General features: G+C 61.0%; 17 protein-coding genes. 8 read left to right on the top strand and 9 right to left on the bottom strand.

Annotation, left to right across the window (positions count from 1 at the left end):
- Positions 1 to 328: 328 nt before the first annotated feature.
- On the bottom strand, positions 329 to 1,228 hold the full coding sequence (locus RGV33_RS15590; RefSeq protein WP_322145038.1) for a LysR substrate-binding domain-containing protein: 900 nt from the start codon (positions 1,226 to 1,228) through the stop codon (positions 329 to 331).
- A gap of 175 nt (positions 1,229 to 1,403) precedes the next feature.
- On the opposite strand from RGV33_RS15590, the gene RGV33_RS15585 reads away from it, so the two are divergent.
- The gene (locus tag RGV33_RS15585; protein WP_322145037.1) at positions 1,404 to 2,006 is read left to right on the top strand and encodes a glutathione S-transferase; all 603 of its coding nucleotides are present in this window, start codon (positions 1,404 to 1,406) and stop codon (positions 2,004 to 2,006) included.
- Positions 2,007 to 2,106: 100 nt separating this feature from the next.
- On the opposite strand, the gene RGV33_RS15580 is transcribed toward RGV33_RS15585, so the two are convergent.
- Entirely contained in the window at positions 2,107 to 3,147 is a 1,041-nt protein-coding gene (locus RGV33_RS15580) for an AraC family transcriptional regulator (protein WP_322145036.1), read from the bottom strand.
- 304 nt (positions 3,148 to 3,451) lie between these two features.
- Between RGV33_RS15580 and RGV33_RS15575 the strand changes: the two genes are divergently transcribed.
- Genes RGV33_RS15575 through RGV33_RS15565 form a run of 3 tightly spaced genes read left to right on the top strand, consistent with a single transcriptional unit; the run spans position 3,452 to position 5,645 of the window.
- Positions 3,452 to 3,865: an ester cyclase gene (locus RGV33_RS15575; RefSeq protein ID WP_322145035.1), complete on the top strand. Its 414-nt coding sequence runs from the start codon at positions 3,452 to 3,454 to the stop codon at positions 3,863 to 3,865.
- A 38-nt stretch (positions 3,866 to 3,903) separates the two neighbouring features.
- A complete protein-coding gene (locus tag RGV33_RS15570; protein ID WP_322145034.1) occupies positions 3,904 to 4,698 on the top strand; it encodes an SDR family oxidoreductase in 795 nt (264 codons plus the stop codon).
- 59 nt (positions 4,699 to 4,757) lie between these two features.
- Complete coding sequence (locus RGV33_RS15565; protein WP_322145033.1) at positions 4,758 to 5,645, top strand: EthD domain-containing protein; 888 nt, start codon at positions 4,758 to 4,760, stop codon at positions 5,643 to 5,645.
- Positions 5,646 to 5,682: 37 nt separating this feature from the next.
- On the opposite strand, the gene RGV33_RS15560 is transcribed toward RGV33_RS15565, so the two are convergent.
- The 3 genes from RGV33_RS15560 to RGV33_RS15550 form a co-directional block, all read right to left on the bottom strand.
- Positions 5,683 to 6,024: a Rieske (2Fe-2S) protein gene (locus tag RGV33_RS15560; RefSeq protein ID WP_322145032.1), complete on the bottom strand. Its 342-nt coding sequence runs from the start codon at positions 6,022 to 6,024 to the stop codon at positions 5,683 to 5,685.
- Positions 6,025 to 6,089: 65 nt separating this feature from the next.
- Positions 6,090 to 7,136 carry an aldo/keto reductase gene (locus tag RGV33_RS15555; protein WP_322145031.1) on the bottom strand — a complete coding sequence of 349 codons (1,047 nt, stop codon included), beginning with the start codon at positions 7,134 to 7,136 and terminating at the stop codon, positions 6,090 to 6,092.
- Between the two features lie 30 nt (positions 7,137 to 7,166).
- Positions 7,167 to 7,862, bottom strand: coding sequence for a hypothetical protein (locus tag RGV33_RS15550; RefSeq protein ID WP_322145030.1), 696 nt, complete (start codon positions 7,860 to 7,862; stop codon positions 7,167 to 7,169).
- A gap of 303 nt (positions 7,863 to 8,165) precedes the next feature.
- On the opposite strand from RGV33_RS15550, the gene RGV33_RS15545 reads away from it, so the two are divergent.
- The 4 genes from RGV33_RS15545 to aldA are packed head-to-tail and all read left to right on the top strand — an operon-like array spanning position 8,166 to position 12,089.
- Positions 8,166 to 9,407, top strand: a complete 1,242-nt coding sequence (locus tag RGV33_RS15545; protein WP_322145029.1) for a cytochrome P450 — start codon at positions 8,166 to 8,168, stop codon at positions 9,405 to 9,407.
- A 29-nt stretch (positions 9,408 to 9,436) separates the two neighbouring features.
- A complete protein-coding gene (locus RGV33_RS15540; RefSeq protein ID WP_322145028.1) occupies positions 9,437 to 10,153 on the top strand; it encodes an alpha-hydroxy acid oxidase in 717 nt (238 codons plus the stop codon).
- On the top strand, positions 10,123 to 10,650 hold the full coding sequence (locus tag RGV33_RS15535; protein ID WP_322145027.1) for an alpha-hydroxy acid oxidase: 528 nt from the start codon (positions 10,123 to 10,125) through the stop codon (positions 10,648 to 10,650). The genes RGV33_RS15540 and RGV33_RS15535 overlap by 31 nt, the downstream gene beginning before the upstream one ends.
- Positions 10,647 to 12,089: an aldehyde dehydrogenase gene (aldA, locus tag RGV33_RS15530; protein ID WP_322145026.1), complete on the top strand. Its 1,443-nt coding sequence runs from the start codon at positions 10,647 to 10,649 to the stop codon at positions 12,087 to 12,089. The genes RGV33_RS15535 and aldA overlap by 4 nt, the downstream gene beginning before the upstream one ends.
- Before the next feature lie 42 nt (positions 12,090 to 12,131).
- Here aldA and RGV33_RS15525 read toward each other — a convergent pair whose 3' ends face one another.
- The 4 genes from RGV33_RS15525 to RGV33_RS15510 are packed head-to-tail and all read right to left on the bottom strand — an operon-like array spanning position 12,132 to position 14,481.
- Entirely contained in the window at positions 12,132 to 12,878 is a 747-nt protein-coding gene (locus RGV33_RS15525; RefSeq protein ID WP_322145025.1) for an SDR family NAD(P)-dependent oxidoreductase, read from the bottom strand.
- Positions 12,879 to 12,909: 31 nt separating this feature from the next.
- Complete coding sequence (locus RGV33_RS15520; RefSeq protein ID WP_322145024.1) at positions 12,910 to 13,170, bottom strand: cytochrome C oxidase subunit IV family protein; 261 nt, start codon at positions 13,168 to 13,170, stop codon at positions 12,910 to 12,912.
- A gap of 3 nt (positions 13,171 to 13,173) precedes the next feature.
- A complete protein-coding gene (locus RGV33_RS15515; protein ID WP_322145023.1) occupies positions 13,174 to 13,737 on the bottom strand; it encodes a cytochrome c oxidase subunit 3 family protein in 564 nt (187 codons plus the stop codon).
- A gap of 15 nt (positions 13,738 to 13,752) precedes the next feature.
- Entirely contained in the window at positions 13,753 to 14,481 is a 729-nt protein-coding gene (locus tag RGV33_RS15510; RefSeq protein WP_322145022.1) for a hypothetical protein, read from the bottom strand.
- Between the last annotated feature and the right edge of the window lie 13 nt (positions 14,482 to 14,494).

Raw genomic sequence — 14,494 nt, 5'->3', positions numbered from 1 at the left:
AACCGGGCAATGCAGGCATGGCAGGCTCCATCCGCATATTTTTATTTGGGCCTCGGCGACTGCCGACACCTATTACGGGGCGTTTTTTTCGCCTCTATTACGAAAGAGCCGCACACTGCGCGAAAATTCCATCGGCGTGCGCCAACGCCTGACCAAGTGATAGGTTAGCCCGCCGCCCGCAGCGACGGCTGCGCCTGCCCAACGAAGTGGGCGAGCACCGCGTGTTGGGTGTTGATATGGGCAGAACTTGGCGTTGAGTGCCTGGAGGTCATGCATTGGCACCAGTTGATCGGCCGGATGCCTGGCGGCGTATCGGGCAAAGCCTCCTTCAGCGGTCTTTTTTCAGTTGGGCAAGGTAACGGTCCACTTCCCCGGACAACCAATGGGAGAACTTGCGCTGCTTGTCTTGCGAACTTTCCCTGGGCGGCCACACCAGCCAATAGGGATAGGCATACGGCGCACTGATGTCACACAACTGGACCAGCTCTCCCCGCTCGATGGCGTCATGCACCAGGCTGCGCCGCTCCAGCGTGATGCCCTGCCCCAGGCGGACCGCCTCCAATACCAGGTTGGAGTCATTGCTGCACAACCCCTTGCGTTCGCTGCCCATCTCGACGCCCGCCGCCTCGCACCACGGCAGCCAGGATTCGGTGTTGTAGATGATCTTGCTTTCAATGACCTGTTGCGGGGTCTGCGGCAAGCGTCCGCCATTGAAGTGAGGAGCGGCGACAACGACGATTTCATCATGGAACAACAGCTTCTGATCTACGCCCTCCCAATCACCCTTGCCCATGCGGATGCCAATATCCACCGATTCCTGATGCAGGTTGGAGATCGTCAGGCTCGCTTGCAGCCGAATGCTGATATGCGGGTAAAGCTGCTGAAAACCCGGTAGGCGCGGTAATAGCCAGGACCGGCCGAACGACGGTAATACCGCCACCACCAACTCGCCCATCCTGGGTTGTGCCTGGACCAATCGCGTGGCCTCGGCGATATCTCCCAAGGCTTTGCGGATCTGCAGCGCATACAGTCGCCCATCCTCGCTCACACGCAAGCCACGCCCCTCGCGTACGAACAGGGTCACCCCCACAATTTCCTCCAACACCTTGAGCTGCTGGCTGATCGCTGAATGGGTGACGTGCAACTCCTTGGCCGCCAGGGTGACGCTTCCCAACCTGGAGGTGGCCTCGAAACTGCGCAGGCAGGTCAATGGAGGAAATGCGCTCATGTAAGTAAAACTAACCTATTCTGGTAAAAACTTTCGATATTGCGTGGACTTCTCTCGCTATAAAGTAATCTCGATTAAACAATCCTGCCAGTTGCAGGAGGTTCCCGTTACACCGTCAACTCCTCAAGCACCCTCACTGCACTTTGAAAATTACCCTGACGTAAATGGAGGCTTCATGAAACTGGTCGGCATGCTGGACTCGCCCTACGTACGCCGCGTTGCAATTTCCCTGGATCTGTACGGCATCGAGTTTGAGCATCAGCCGCTCTCGGTATTCAGTACCTACGACGAATTTGCCAGGATCAATCCGGTCGTGAAGGCCCCCAGCCTGGTGCTGGATGACTCAACCGTGTTGATGGATTCAAGCCTGATCCTTGATTACTTCGAAGCGTTGGCGCCAGCCGACAAGAAGTTGTTGCCACAGCAGGCCAGCGCGCGCGCCCAAGACTTGCAATTGATCGGCCTCGCCCTGGCCGCCTGTGAAAAAACCGTACAGATTGTTTACGAGCATAATCTGCGCCCCGCAGAAAAACTCCACGAACCCTGGCTCGACCGAGTGACTGGCCAGTTATTGGCGGCCTACTGCGCCCTGGAAAAGCGCCTGGCCGACGGCGCTGACGAAGCGCTGACCCAAGGTGCCCTAACCGCCGCAGTGGCCTGGTCCTTCAGCCAGTTCACCGTTGCTTCAGTGGTCAACGCCGGGACGTTCCCGCATCTGCAGCGCCATGCCGAGCGACTTGAAGAACACCCAGCCTTCAAGCAATACCCCATCGAATAAGCGCACGGTACTGCGAGCCGGTACCCCAGGACCTGTTTTTTTGAGGGCCAACATCACCTGAATGGCCGTTCAACGGCGTGGCCAATGAAACGGCTCGCCCCTACCCCGCCAGCGCGCTCTCTTCGGTCCAGCGGTGCAGGCTGGGTGGCGTGTCCTTGTGCTGGGCCAGGCTGGGCCGGCGGCCCGTCCAGCGTTTGAATGCACGGGAAAAGGTACTCGCGTCGGAAAACCCGAGCATGGAAGACACCGCTTGCACCGTAACATCCGAGCCACTCAGGTATTCGTAAGCCAGCTCCTCGCGCAAGCGGTCAAGCACTTCCTGGAACGTGGTGTTCTCGTCCTTCAAGCGGCGCAATAAGGTCCGCTCGGTCATGTGCATGCGCTCGGCGGTGCCGCGTCGCGAGATCTCCCCTTCAGCAAATTGCTGAACCAGGCAATCACGCACTTTCTTGGAAAAACGCTCAGACAATTGCGCCATCTGCGTCACCGCCATGCTGTCGAGCAGTGCGGCCAGTTGCTCGTCCGCCGAGAGAATGGGGCGCGTCATGTCACAGCTGTTGAAGACGATGCAATCGTTCTCCTGGCCGAAATGAATCGGGCATTTGAGGATCTTGGTATAAGCCTTGATATCCTCTGGACGCTCATGCCGAAAATGCACTTCGTGGGGCACCACCTGCTTGCCGGCGATCCAACTGCTGAAACACACCAGCCCCGCTACCACGGTGTCGATGGTGTGAAAAATCGGCGGGGCGCCGCCGGTGTCGAAATTGAAGCTGATGGATAATTTACCGCAGTCCTCGGTCAGGGTGACCGTCGCCGAGTTGGAGATCAGCTTGGCGTAGCGCGCGAAACGGTTCAGGGCATCACCCAGGGTGGCGCTGCAGCTCATGGCGTAGCCAACGACGCTGAAGGTCGAAGGACGGATTTGCGAGGCTACTTTCAGGCCGAAGTAAGGGTCTGCGGTTTCCTGCACGGCGGCCCGCCATAAGCGGCTGACGGTTTCCTGCGAGTAACGGTTGCTTCCTGCGTTGAGACCGGCGGGGTCCATGCCCACCTGTTGGAAAATCTTTTCGTGGGGTATGCCCGCGACGTCCAGCGTGCGTGCAATGGCCAATACCCAACCCGAAATTCCCGACTTCATCGCGCCTCCTCAGGGCCCCACGGCTAATCGCGCCAAGGCCTTAATCTTATTTTTGTTCGCTGAATTACGCACAGCTTTCCATGCTTGTCAACAAAGCCCGCGGCAACGCCTGAAACAGAGCGTTCGGTGCTGTCACAAGGGTTTTTGATACCCGGCGCAGACGCTGGGTGACATTGTCACGTTCGGCCATGGCCTGGCATTTCGTGCCATCGCAGCAGGCCTTGAGCGGGAGTAAGGTAACCGGGCTTACAACAACGTCCTGCATCCCCAACAACAATAATCCACGCCTCAGGAGTAGCTCTGCATGAACCTGCAATGGTCCCAATATTGGATAGGCCTGTTTGCCAACGGCACCGACGAATTGATGACGCTGTATTCGGACAAGTTTGAGTTCGAGGACGTCAACTTCGACCTGCGCATCAACAATGACCTGCCTGCCTTGCGCAAATTTTTTGAAGGGTTCGAAATCGCCGACCCGAGCCTGTCGTACAACCGCTTTGAAGTGTTCGACTACGTGGGTGACGAAACCCTGGGTTCTTTCCAGTGGACCTGGGAAACCAAACACGCCGGCGATTTTCTCGGCGTGCCGGCAGCTGGCAAAGTCACTAAAACCCGAGGCGTCACCGTGATGGGCTGGAAGGACGGCAAGATCATCCTCGAACGCAGCATCTGGGATGCGATCCCGGTGTTCCGGCAATTGGGCGCTGTGCCGAGCTGACCTCGGCTCAACCCCATCAACTTTTCGGGACACAGACCATGGCTGCGGATATCTATCACGAGCTGTTTTCACTCAAGGGCAAGACCGCGCTGGTCACCGGCGGCGCCAAGGGCGTCGGCGCGCTGATCAGCAAGACCCTGGTGCGCGCCGGCTGCCGGGTGTTCATCAGCGGCCGCTCGCGCGACGCGGGTCAACGGCTGGTCGATGAATTGGCCGAACACGGCGAGTGCACCTTCCTGCAGCACGACCTGGGTGACGCCGAGCAGGTCCAGGCCTTGGCCAGGGAACTTGCCGAGCACAGCGCGTCGCTGGATATTCTGGTCAACAATGCCGGGACCTTCAACGCCGAGCCATTGGGCAGCGTCAGCGAAAAAAGCTGGGATGACCTGATGGGGCTCAACGTGCGCACGCCGTTTTTGCTGATCCAGGCGTTGTTGCCGTTGCTGGGTACAAAGGCGAGCACCGCCGACCCCGCGCGCATCATCAATATCGGCTCCATTGGCGGCCTGATGCCGCAGAGCAACGGCGCCTACGCCTACGGGTGCAGCAAGGCGGCCTTGCACCAACTCACACGCATGCTGGCCTCTGACCTGCGTGTGCGCCATATCAACGTCAATGCGATTGCCCCCGGCTACTTCCCCAGCGACATGACCGCAGGCTTTTTTGAGGCGGTGCCCAACTTGGAGCAAACCATGCTCGGGAAAATCCCGGCAGGGCGTTTCGGCAGCCAGGAAGACATCGGCGGCATGGTCGTGTTTCTCGCTTCACGGGCAGGTGCCTACCTGACCGGCACCGTCACCGCGCTGGACGGTGGCTTTCTTGGCGCGGCCTAGCGCTACTTTCTCTTGGTGAAGCCGGTGAGTCGTTGCACTTACCGGCCAGGAACCCCTTTATGACCCCAGTGACCACGCTCGCCTTATTGAGCAAAAAGGACGCCCTGCCCGCCCGTTTGTTCTTCCGCTATTGGCGCGATGTCCACGGTGTGCTTGCAGCGCGTATTCCGGGTTTCCAGACCTACACGCAATTTCACCTGGGCGCGGTGGTGCGCAATCTGGCGCTGCCCACCCATGTCTCGCGTTCGTGGCCTGTGGCTGCGCGGTTCCATGGCCTGGCCGAAGTTGGCTTCGCCAATACGGCTGCGCGTGAGGGGCTGGCCAACAGCAAAGTCGCCGCACTGATCCAGGCCGATGAGCGTTACCTGTTCAAGACGTCGCTGCTCTATAACCTGGAGCCAGGTGCCAGCCGCAGTTATGCGCAGGCCGAGGCAGGCGCAGAGAACGCGGGGTTTGTAATGCTGCTGGGGTTGCGTGCCGGGCACAACCCCAAGGCGCTCATCAATACAATCGAGCAGTGGCTGATACCGGCATTGCGTGCTGCCCCGGCTATCGGCGCCCTGCATGTACATGTGCTGGGCAGTGGCGACCCGAGCCAGTGGCGCACCCCTGGCGTCGACAACGAAGCCGGCGCCACCACCACCTTTGAGGCGGTGCTGCGCATTGAAGGCGTCGACAGCCAGTTGACCCTCGACAGCATCAAAAATGCCTGCGCCGCCGGCAGCCATCAAGACTTTATGGCGGTAGGCAAGTTGCACCTGTACCGCGTCGATGCCCGGCACGTGATGGTGGAAAACGCCCGGCCCACGCATTTGGGCCTGCGCGGGCTGGATGCCCTGCAAACCATTATCCTTGCCGGTGCAGATCTGCAGTTGCAGAGCGCCGTGGTCCGCACCCTTTACGGCGTCAGCCTGCCCGGCCCCCGACCCAAAAAAATGGGCGTGTAACCACACGCCCATTGTGTTCCAGCGCTTGGCGTCGGGGTCAGACGCGCACCAGGATATCGTCACCGTCGATACGCACCTCGTAGCGCGCCAGGTTAATGCACGGGTCGTCCTCGCAAACCCCCGTCTGCAGGTTGAATTGCCAGCCGTGCCACGGGCAGGTCAACAAGTGCCCCTCAACGATGCCTTCGTGCAAGGGCCCCTCTGCATGAGGGCAGATACCCGCCGTGGCAATAACAGCGTCCTGTACCACAAAAACGGCGACTGCCTGCCCGTCAACGATGCCCGCCACCGGCTCACCGCCACGCAGCGCGGCAACCGAACCAACCCGCCGAAACTCACCCGAGCTGGCGATCAGCCGGGCACTGTCTGGTGTACTCATGCAACTCTCCTCACACGTTCTTGTTATGCCGGGCAGGCGCATAGAGGCCCTGCCTGCGGCTGTGGTCAACGACGGCCAGGAAACCGCCGCAGGTCAAGTTCGTCGAACATGCCGCCATACCCCAGCGACATGGGCATGTCCCACCCCAGCATCGAGTAGGGGTGCCCGGCATCAAAGGCGCTGGCCTGGTCCAGCTCTGCAAGCGTCAGGGCATCAAGCTCAAGCTCGGCCGCCTGCAGGTTCTCGTGGACCTGTTGCGCACGGGTCGCGCCGATAATAGGAATGACCCCGCGCGACATCACCCACGCCAACGCCACCTGGGACGATGAGCACTGCAAACGGTCCGCCACCCGGTCCACCGCCAGGGCGATCCCACGGTTACGCGCATCCAGTGCCTGCAACTGCATCGAATCCAGACGCTTGGGGCCCTCATGCGGTTGTTGCCGCGTGTACTTGCCGCTGAGAATGCCGCCCGCCAGCGGCGACCAGGCCGTAACGCCGATGTCATAGGCGTCAGCCAATGGCAGGTGCTCGCGCTCGACCGAACGCTGCACCAGGCTGTATTCCACTTGCATACAAGCAATCGGCGCCAGGCCGCGCAACTCGTGGAATGCCTGGGCACGCGAGACCACCCACGCCGGCACATCGGACAACCCGATGTGCAGGATCTTGCCGGCACGGATCGCGTCATCCAGCGCACGATGGACTTCTTCCACCGGCGTAGTGAAATCCCACCAGTGGACTGAATACAGGTCGATGTAATCGAGCCCCAGCCGCTGCAGGCTGGCGTCCAGCGACTGGGTCAGGCTTTTGCGGTGCATGCCCGCAGCGTTCGGGTCACCTTTTCCGGGCACGGCATTGGCGTATTTGGTCGACACTACAAAGCGTTCACGATCATCGGCCACCAGATGGCCGACAATCCGCTCACTTTCACCACCGGTATACATATTGGCAGTGTCAATAAAGTTCCCACCGCCCTCCACAAAGGCCTCGAACACACCACGGGCCTGGGCTTCAGAGCGCGACCATTCGGCACCGGGGCCAAACGTCATGGTACCCAGGCAAATTTGCGAAACACGTAACCCACTGCGACCCAGAATCGAGTAGCGCATGTTCAGCTCCTTTCTCGGTTGACGGTGGGCTCAGTTGTTGCGCCAGGCTTCGTCCGGCGGGGGGATCAACCCCAGCTGTATCGCGAATTCTCGAAAGTTCCAGTGGGTACGGCAGCGCACGATCTTGCCGTGGCGGTAGAACTGCGTGGTGGTGCCACGGGTCACGGTGGTCTTGCCTTTGGCCGGGATGCCAAAGAAATCGGCGTTATGCCGGGCTTTCCAGATCCACTGCATGTACCCCCACTCGTCGTATTCGAAATCGGCGCCCAGGCGCATGTTGTCCGTCAGCCGGTGGTAGTCCTGCTCGGCCCAGCCGGCGGGCGTACCGGCCTCGCGCAGAGTGGCTTTGGAGACGGGCACGGTGTGTCCGTCATAACTGATCACTTCAAACAGGTGCTCACCGAACTCGGAGTCGGGGCCGGAGTTGTTGAACACCACGAAGGCTTTGTACAACTCCTCCTTGGTGGTGATGGTCTGGCCAAACTCGATGTCTTCCCAGACAAAATCGTCGGCGTAGTAACCCAGCACCTCATCGGCGCCCTTCTCGAAGAACGCTGTGACCCAGTCCTGCGCCGTGGTGAAACTCTTGCGGGCGTGGCCACCGCCCAGGGCGCTGGCACCTTCGACGTGGGTAAGCGGTGCCGGCGTGCGCAAAGTACGGATGAATTCGCGCTGGTACGGGTCCAGGTGCTCGTCGTTGAGCTGGTTCGCATAAAGAATGTGCATACACGTGTCCTCTTATTGTTCTGGGATGAATCATCAAGCCGTTTTCACGCTCGACACTTATAACGGCCCCCACTGCGGCCGCCCGTTGCTTTAAATGCCAGCGGCAGGCGGTTCGTGACAATCGTTGGGCCGTCCTTGCGCCCGCAAACCCCTTGGCAGCGCTCGCGCAGCGAATGGCACAGGCAGTGCGGCGATGGCGCGTATTGCCATTGAGCAAAGTGGCAACGAAGGCATAGCGTGTAGAGGCGAACCCGGATACCTCTCGGGAAATAAGAATAAAAGTCCACAGCGCCGGAGAAACCCATGAATCAGTCACATGCTGTCCAGGACGGCGATATCGCCACCAAGACCTACGACCCCCTGGACCATGACGTCAAACAGAATCCCTATCCGTTCTACAACCAGTTGCGGCGCGATGAGCCGGTGAAGTGGCTCGAAGGCATGCAAGCGTTCGCAGTGGCCAGCTACGAGGAGGTCGATGCACTGCTCAAGAACGGCAAACTCTACAGTTCGGCGCAGTTCTGGCCGGCACTGCTCGGGGAGTTTGACCCGGTGCCAGAGGTACCGCCGATGATCTCCATGGACCCGCCGAACCACATCCACCTGCGCAAGATCGCCAACAAGGCGTTCACCCCGAGCAAGATCCAGGCGCTGCAGGAACGCGCGAACAATATCGCGCATGAGTTGATCGACGACATCATTGCCAAGCACGGTAACGAAGGTGAATGCGACTGGGTCTGGGACTTTTGCGCGCTGTTCCCGGTGACGGTGATTTCCGAAGTACTCGGCGTGCCCACCGAACGCCGCGCGGAGTTCAAGGTATGGGTCGACGACACCCTGGCCGCCGCCAATCGCGCCGCTTATGACGCACCGCGCCTGGCCCAGATCAAGGCCAATTCCGAACAGTTGCGCGCGTTCATGGAAGACATCATCGCCCTGCGCACCGCCGAGCCTGGCAACGACATCATCTCGACCTTGATCCAGGCCGATGTCCAGGGTGAGAAACTCAGCCATGTGCAAGTGCTGTCGATGGCCGTGCTGTTGCTGATCGGCGGCGTGGAAACCACCACCAACCTGCTGGGCAGCACGTTGACCCTGCTGCACCGCTACCCGGACGTGGAGCGACGCGTGCGCAACGACCCGAGCCTGATCCCTGCGCTGCTTGAAGAAGTGCTGCGCTTTGAACCGCCCGTGCAGATGATTTTCCGGCATACCACCGAAGACACCGAGCTGGCAGGCGTGGCCATTCCCAAAGGCTCCACCATCATGCCGTTGCTCGCTTCAGCCAATCGTGACGAGAGCAAGTTTCCCAATGGCGAGGTGTTCGATATCGACCGCAAGGTCAGCGTGCCGATCATGTCGTTCGGCCAGGGCCCGCACTTTTGCCTGGGCAGTTACTTGAGCCGCATGGAAGCCGGCAAAGCACTGGAGGTGGTATTCAAGCGCCTGACCCTGCTGGAGCCGCTGTCCAAGGACGTGCATTGGATCGACTCCTACTTTGCCCGCGGGCCCCATGAACTGCGCGTACGTTTCAAGGCTCAGTAAGCCTCATCCTTCAACAAGGGGGTGGGCCTATGAGCCGACTTGAAGACTGCTTCAACGTGGGGGATTTCGCGGCGGCGGCGCGGCGCCGCTTGCCGGCGCCGCTGTTCCACTACATTGCAGGCGGCGCCGACGATGAACTGACGCTGCGCGCCAATACCGAGGCTTTTGCCCGCTACGACCTGGTGCCGCAGTACCTGCACGATATCCGCAAGGTCGACATGCGCCGCAGCGTGTTTGGCTGCCCGCTGGAATGGCCACTGCTGTTGTCGCCCACCGGCATGACGCGTGTATTTCACCCTGCCGGCGAGTTGGCGGTGGCGCGGGAAGCGGCCCGGGCCGGTGTGGCGTACAGCCTGTCGACCATGGGCACCACCAGTATCGAAGCCGTTGCCCAGGCCTGCAGTGGGCCAAAGATTTATCAGCTGTACCTGCTCAACGACGACGGGCTCAACCTGCACATGATCGAGCGCTGCAAGGCTGCCGGTTTCGATGCGATCTGCCTGACGGTCGACACCATCGTCGCCGGCAACCGCGAGCGCGACTTGCGCCATGGTCTCACCGTGCCGCCGCGCCTGAACCTGAAAAACCTCTGGTCCTTTGCCCAACGCCCGCACTGGTGCCTGGATTACCTGGTGGGTGGCGGGATCAGCCTGCCCAATGTACCCACGCCCGATGGCGGCGACCTGGGCACACTGGCGGCTTTTTTGCCGCAAAAATGGAACAGAACATCACCTGGGCGCGGGTAGAACGGCTGATGCAGCATTGGGGCAAGCCGTTCGTGATCAAAGGCCTGCAATCGGTCAGCGATGCGCGTAACGCGGCCGCCGCCGGGGTGCATGGAATCATCGTTTCCAACCACGGCGGGCGCCAGCTTGACGGCACCGCCGCCACCGTGGACCTGGTCGCCAACATTGTCGACGCCGTGGGTGACCAGCTGGAAGTGGTCCTCGACGGCGGCGTACGGCGTGGCAGCCATATCGTCAAGGCGCTGGCCATGGGCGCCCGCGCCTGCATGCTCGGCCGCCCTTACCTCTACGGTCTGGCTGCTTTCGGCCAGCCCGGTGTGCAACGCGTACTCAGCCTGCTGCGCCAGGAGACGGCGCGCACGCTGGCCCTGCTTGGCTGTGCCAACCTCGATGAGATCAACCGCCAACACATCACCGTGGCCGGCAAGCTGCCGCATTTTTTGGCCGCCACTGATCACCCGCCACTCTCAACCACTTTGCTTCGGAGCGTGAAATGACAAGCCCTGAATTTACTTTTCAGCACTACCTCAATGGCCGTTTTATCCCAGGTTCGGGCCAACGTATCGAGGTGTTCAACCCCTCGACCCAAGGCCTGATCGGTTCGATTCCCGATGGTGATGCGGCGCTGGTCGACGAAGCGGTTGGCGCCGCACGCGCGGCCCAGGACAGTTGGGCCGCCCTGCCCGCCAATGAGCGCGGCCAGTACCTGCGACGCATGGCCAAACTGGTCCGCGAGAACCTGCCGCGCCTGGCACAGGTCATCGCCATCGAACAAGGCAAGGTCATGCCGCTGGCGGAGCTTGAGGTCGCACTGGCCGCCGAATACCTGGACTACAACGCCGAGTGGGCGCGACGGCTTGAGGGTGAGATCGTCGCCAGTGACCGGCCCAAGGAAAACATTCTGTTGTTTCGTCGCCCAATGGGTGTGGTGGCCGGCATCCTGCCGTGGAATTTCCCCTTGTTCATGGTGGTGCGCAAGGTCGCCCCGGCCCTGCTGACGGGCAATACGGTGGTGATCAAGCCCAGTGAGGAAACCCCATACAGCGCCTACGAGTTCGCGCGTATTGTCGAACAGGCGCAATTGCCCGCCGGCGTGTTCAACCTGATCGGCGGCGTGGGCGCCAGTGTCGGCCAGGCGCTGGTGGCCCACCCCTTGGTGGATATGATCAGCTTCACCGGCAGTTCAGCCGCGGGCGCAGCAATCATGGCCAACGCCGCGCGCAACATTACCAAGGTCAACCTGGAACTGGGGGGCAAGGCCCCGGCGATCATCCTCGATGATGCCAACATCGACCTGGCTGTGGCTGCCATGAAGGCCACTAAAAGCCTGAACAGTGGCCAGGCCTGCAACTGCACCGAGCGGGTCTACGTACAGCGTGGCGTGCAGGCCGAGTTCAACGAAAAACTCGCGGCGGCGTTCGAGAGTATTCAGTTCGGTGACCCCCTGGGCGGCCGCCCCGTCGAAATGGGCCCGGTGATCAACCGCGCTGCCGTCGAGCGCCTGGGCCTGCTGGTGGATGACGCATTGGCCAAGGGCGCGCAGATCCTCACCGGCGGCAGCGGCCTGGACAGCGATAACGGCTGTTTTTTCAAGCCGACGGTGATCGCCAATACCCACGCCGACATGCATATCCTGCAACGCGAGATCTTTGGCCCGGTGGTCATGGTCGACACCATTGAAGACCTCGACGAGGGCATTGCCCGCGCGAATGACAGCGAGTACGGCCTGAGCTCGTCGATCTTCACCAGCAGCCTGGCCAGCTCGATGCACGCCATCGGTGCGCTGAAATTTGGCGAGACCTACGTCAACCGTGAGAACTTCGAGGCCTTCCAGGGTTTCCATGCCGGTGTACGTCGTTCCGGTATCGGCGGCGCGGATGGCAAGCACGGTCTGTACGAGTACACCCACACCCAGGTCGCCTACATCCAGGGCTGACCCAGGCGTCGAGCCGCGCAATGCGGCTCGACGTTCAACCCTTCAAGTCGCCAACGCCAGCTCAATCCCCCTGATCGATGTGCCCGTGCTCCAGCCGCCGTCTACCGAGAGGATCTGCCCGGTGATGTAGCTGGCGTCGTCGCTGGCCAGAAAATGCACCACGGCGGCCAGCTCTTCGGGCTGGCCGATACGGCCGAGCAAGGCAAACACCGCGGCGTTCTTGCGCACCATATCTGGCGCTTCGCTCATGGCCATCGGCGTTTCAATGATGCCGGGCGCGATGCAGTTGACCCGGATACCGCGCGAGCCGTATTCAACCGCCGCCGTTTGCGTCAATGCCATGATCGCGCCCTTGGTGGCGGCGTATTCACCCCACTGGGCAAACCCGCGCACCGCCGTGATCGATGAAAAATTGATGATCGAGCCACCTGCCGTCATGCGCGCCGCGGCGTGCTTGATGCCCATTTGCACGCCCATCTGGTTGACGCGCCAGAACCGCTCGGAGCGCTCCAGGTCCGCGTCGGCCAGCAAGTGCCCGCTGGAGATCGCCGCGTTGTTCACGTAAATATCCAGGTGCCCGGTGCGGTCCATCACCTCGTCACACAGCGTGGCGATAGCAGCCTCGTTGGCCACATCGACATGCCGGTAATGGCAGCCGTCTTCGCTGGCCTGGGTAACGTCGGCGATCCAGACCTGCGCGCCGGCCTGGCGCAAACGGCGCGCGGTGGCGGCGCCGATACCGGATGCACCGCCGGTGACGATGGCGTTCTTGCCCGTGAGATCAAACATGGGAATCTCCTGTTGTTGTTTTTCAGATAAGTCAGATAAGGATGAAACTGGCGATCAATAACGCGCTGACCACCAGCAACCAGGTACCGAACACCGCTTGCCAAATGCGCGGGGCGCCAAACAGCTCCATGAACCAGAGCATGACCAGCGCGATTTTCAGCGCCGCCAAACCCAGGATGGCCGCCGGAGCCCACTGTTCACCGGCCTGCAGCGCGGCAACCCAGGCGCCGCCCGCCGTGGCGAGCATCAGCGCCAGCCACACGGCGCCTAGACGGTTGAAGAACAGTTCCATGGGTTACTTCGCCAGGTACAGAAGTGGAAAAAGCATGATCCAGATGAGGTCGACCATGTGCCAATAGGTGGCGCCTGTTTCCAGGCCCGAGGTTCGTCCGCTGTCGTAGGCACACAGGCCGGTGTTGCGCGCCAGGATGGCCAACACCACGCTACCCGCCAGGACATGCAGAAAATGAAAAAATGTCAGGCTGAAATACAACGTGAAGAAGCTGTCGGTCAGCGGCGTGATACCCCTGGAAAACTCCTGCCCGTACTCCACCAGCTTGACCGCGGCAAACACCAGCGCACAGCACAGCGCCGCGACCAACAGGCGCTTGCCGGCGCGCGTGCGCCCCAGGCGAATGGCATGCACGGCCTGCGCAACCAGCCAGGAGCTGGTCAACAGCACCAGCATGTTGCACAGGCCAAGGGCCACGTTCAGTTGCGCCTGGGCGGCGGCAAACAATTGGGGTTGCCTGGCCCTTTCCATGCCATAGGCCAAAAACAGAACGCTGAAGAACAGCATGTCCAGCAGAATGAAAATCCAGATCCCCGGCACGCCGGGTAATACACGGGTCCTATTCATCACGGCACCTGCGGGTTAGGCCAAAGATTCCTGCTCGACCTGGCGGATGGCCGGAAACAGCAGAATGCTGGTCAGTACCATCCAGGCAAAGAAGCTGCTGAGTACCACCCAGTAGGTGATCAACCCATGCCAGGCAAAAGGCCCGTCTTCGACAAACGGCATGATGTACGCCGCGATAAACGTCGCGGCAATCGCGAAGGACGCCCAGCCCAGCCACTTGGGCAGCAAGGGCTGCGTGCGCCGGTCCATGAAAATGGCCCCACCGAAGGCGCACATCTGGATCGCGGTGACCATGATCGTGGTGTCGAAGATGAACCAGCCCATGTCGCTCAACAGCTGTATGTCCTGGGGCGAACGCAGGCTGGTTCGCACACTGGCGGTCAACCACATGATCGAAAACCCCAGGGTGACGAAGGCCGTTGCAATACCGCCGACGAACTCCAGCTGCGCCAGCAAGCCGTCGGGGCCTTCGATCTTTTTGATCACGGCGGAAATCACCAGACTCCACACGTAATACAGCGGTGCAACAAACAAGGTGCCGACCATGCCGGCACGGATCTTCAGGTTATTGGCCAGGAAAAACTCGCTGATCTGCTGCGCATTCAAATACTGCGGTGGCGCCGGCAGGAAGCCGGCGAGCAGCCCCCAGAAGGCAACCAGCCCGACCAGATAAACCGGCCCGGCCCAGGCGCAAAGGCGCCAGACCCGGAATACAGTGGTGTCTCGCAAGATAGTGTCGTGCATCACGCGCCCTGCC

Origin of the sequence: Pseudomonas sp. Bout1 (assembly GCF_034314165.1) — a bacterium.
Classification (GTDB): domain Bacteria; phylum Pseudomonadota; class Gammaproteobacteria; order Pseudomonadales; family Pseudomonadaceae; genus Aquipseudomonas.
This window is presented reverse-complemented; position numbering and strand designations above follow the sequence as displayed.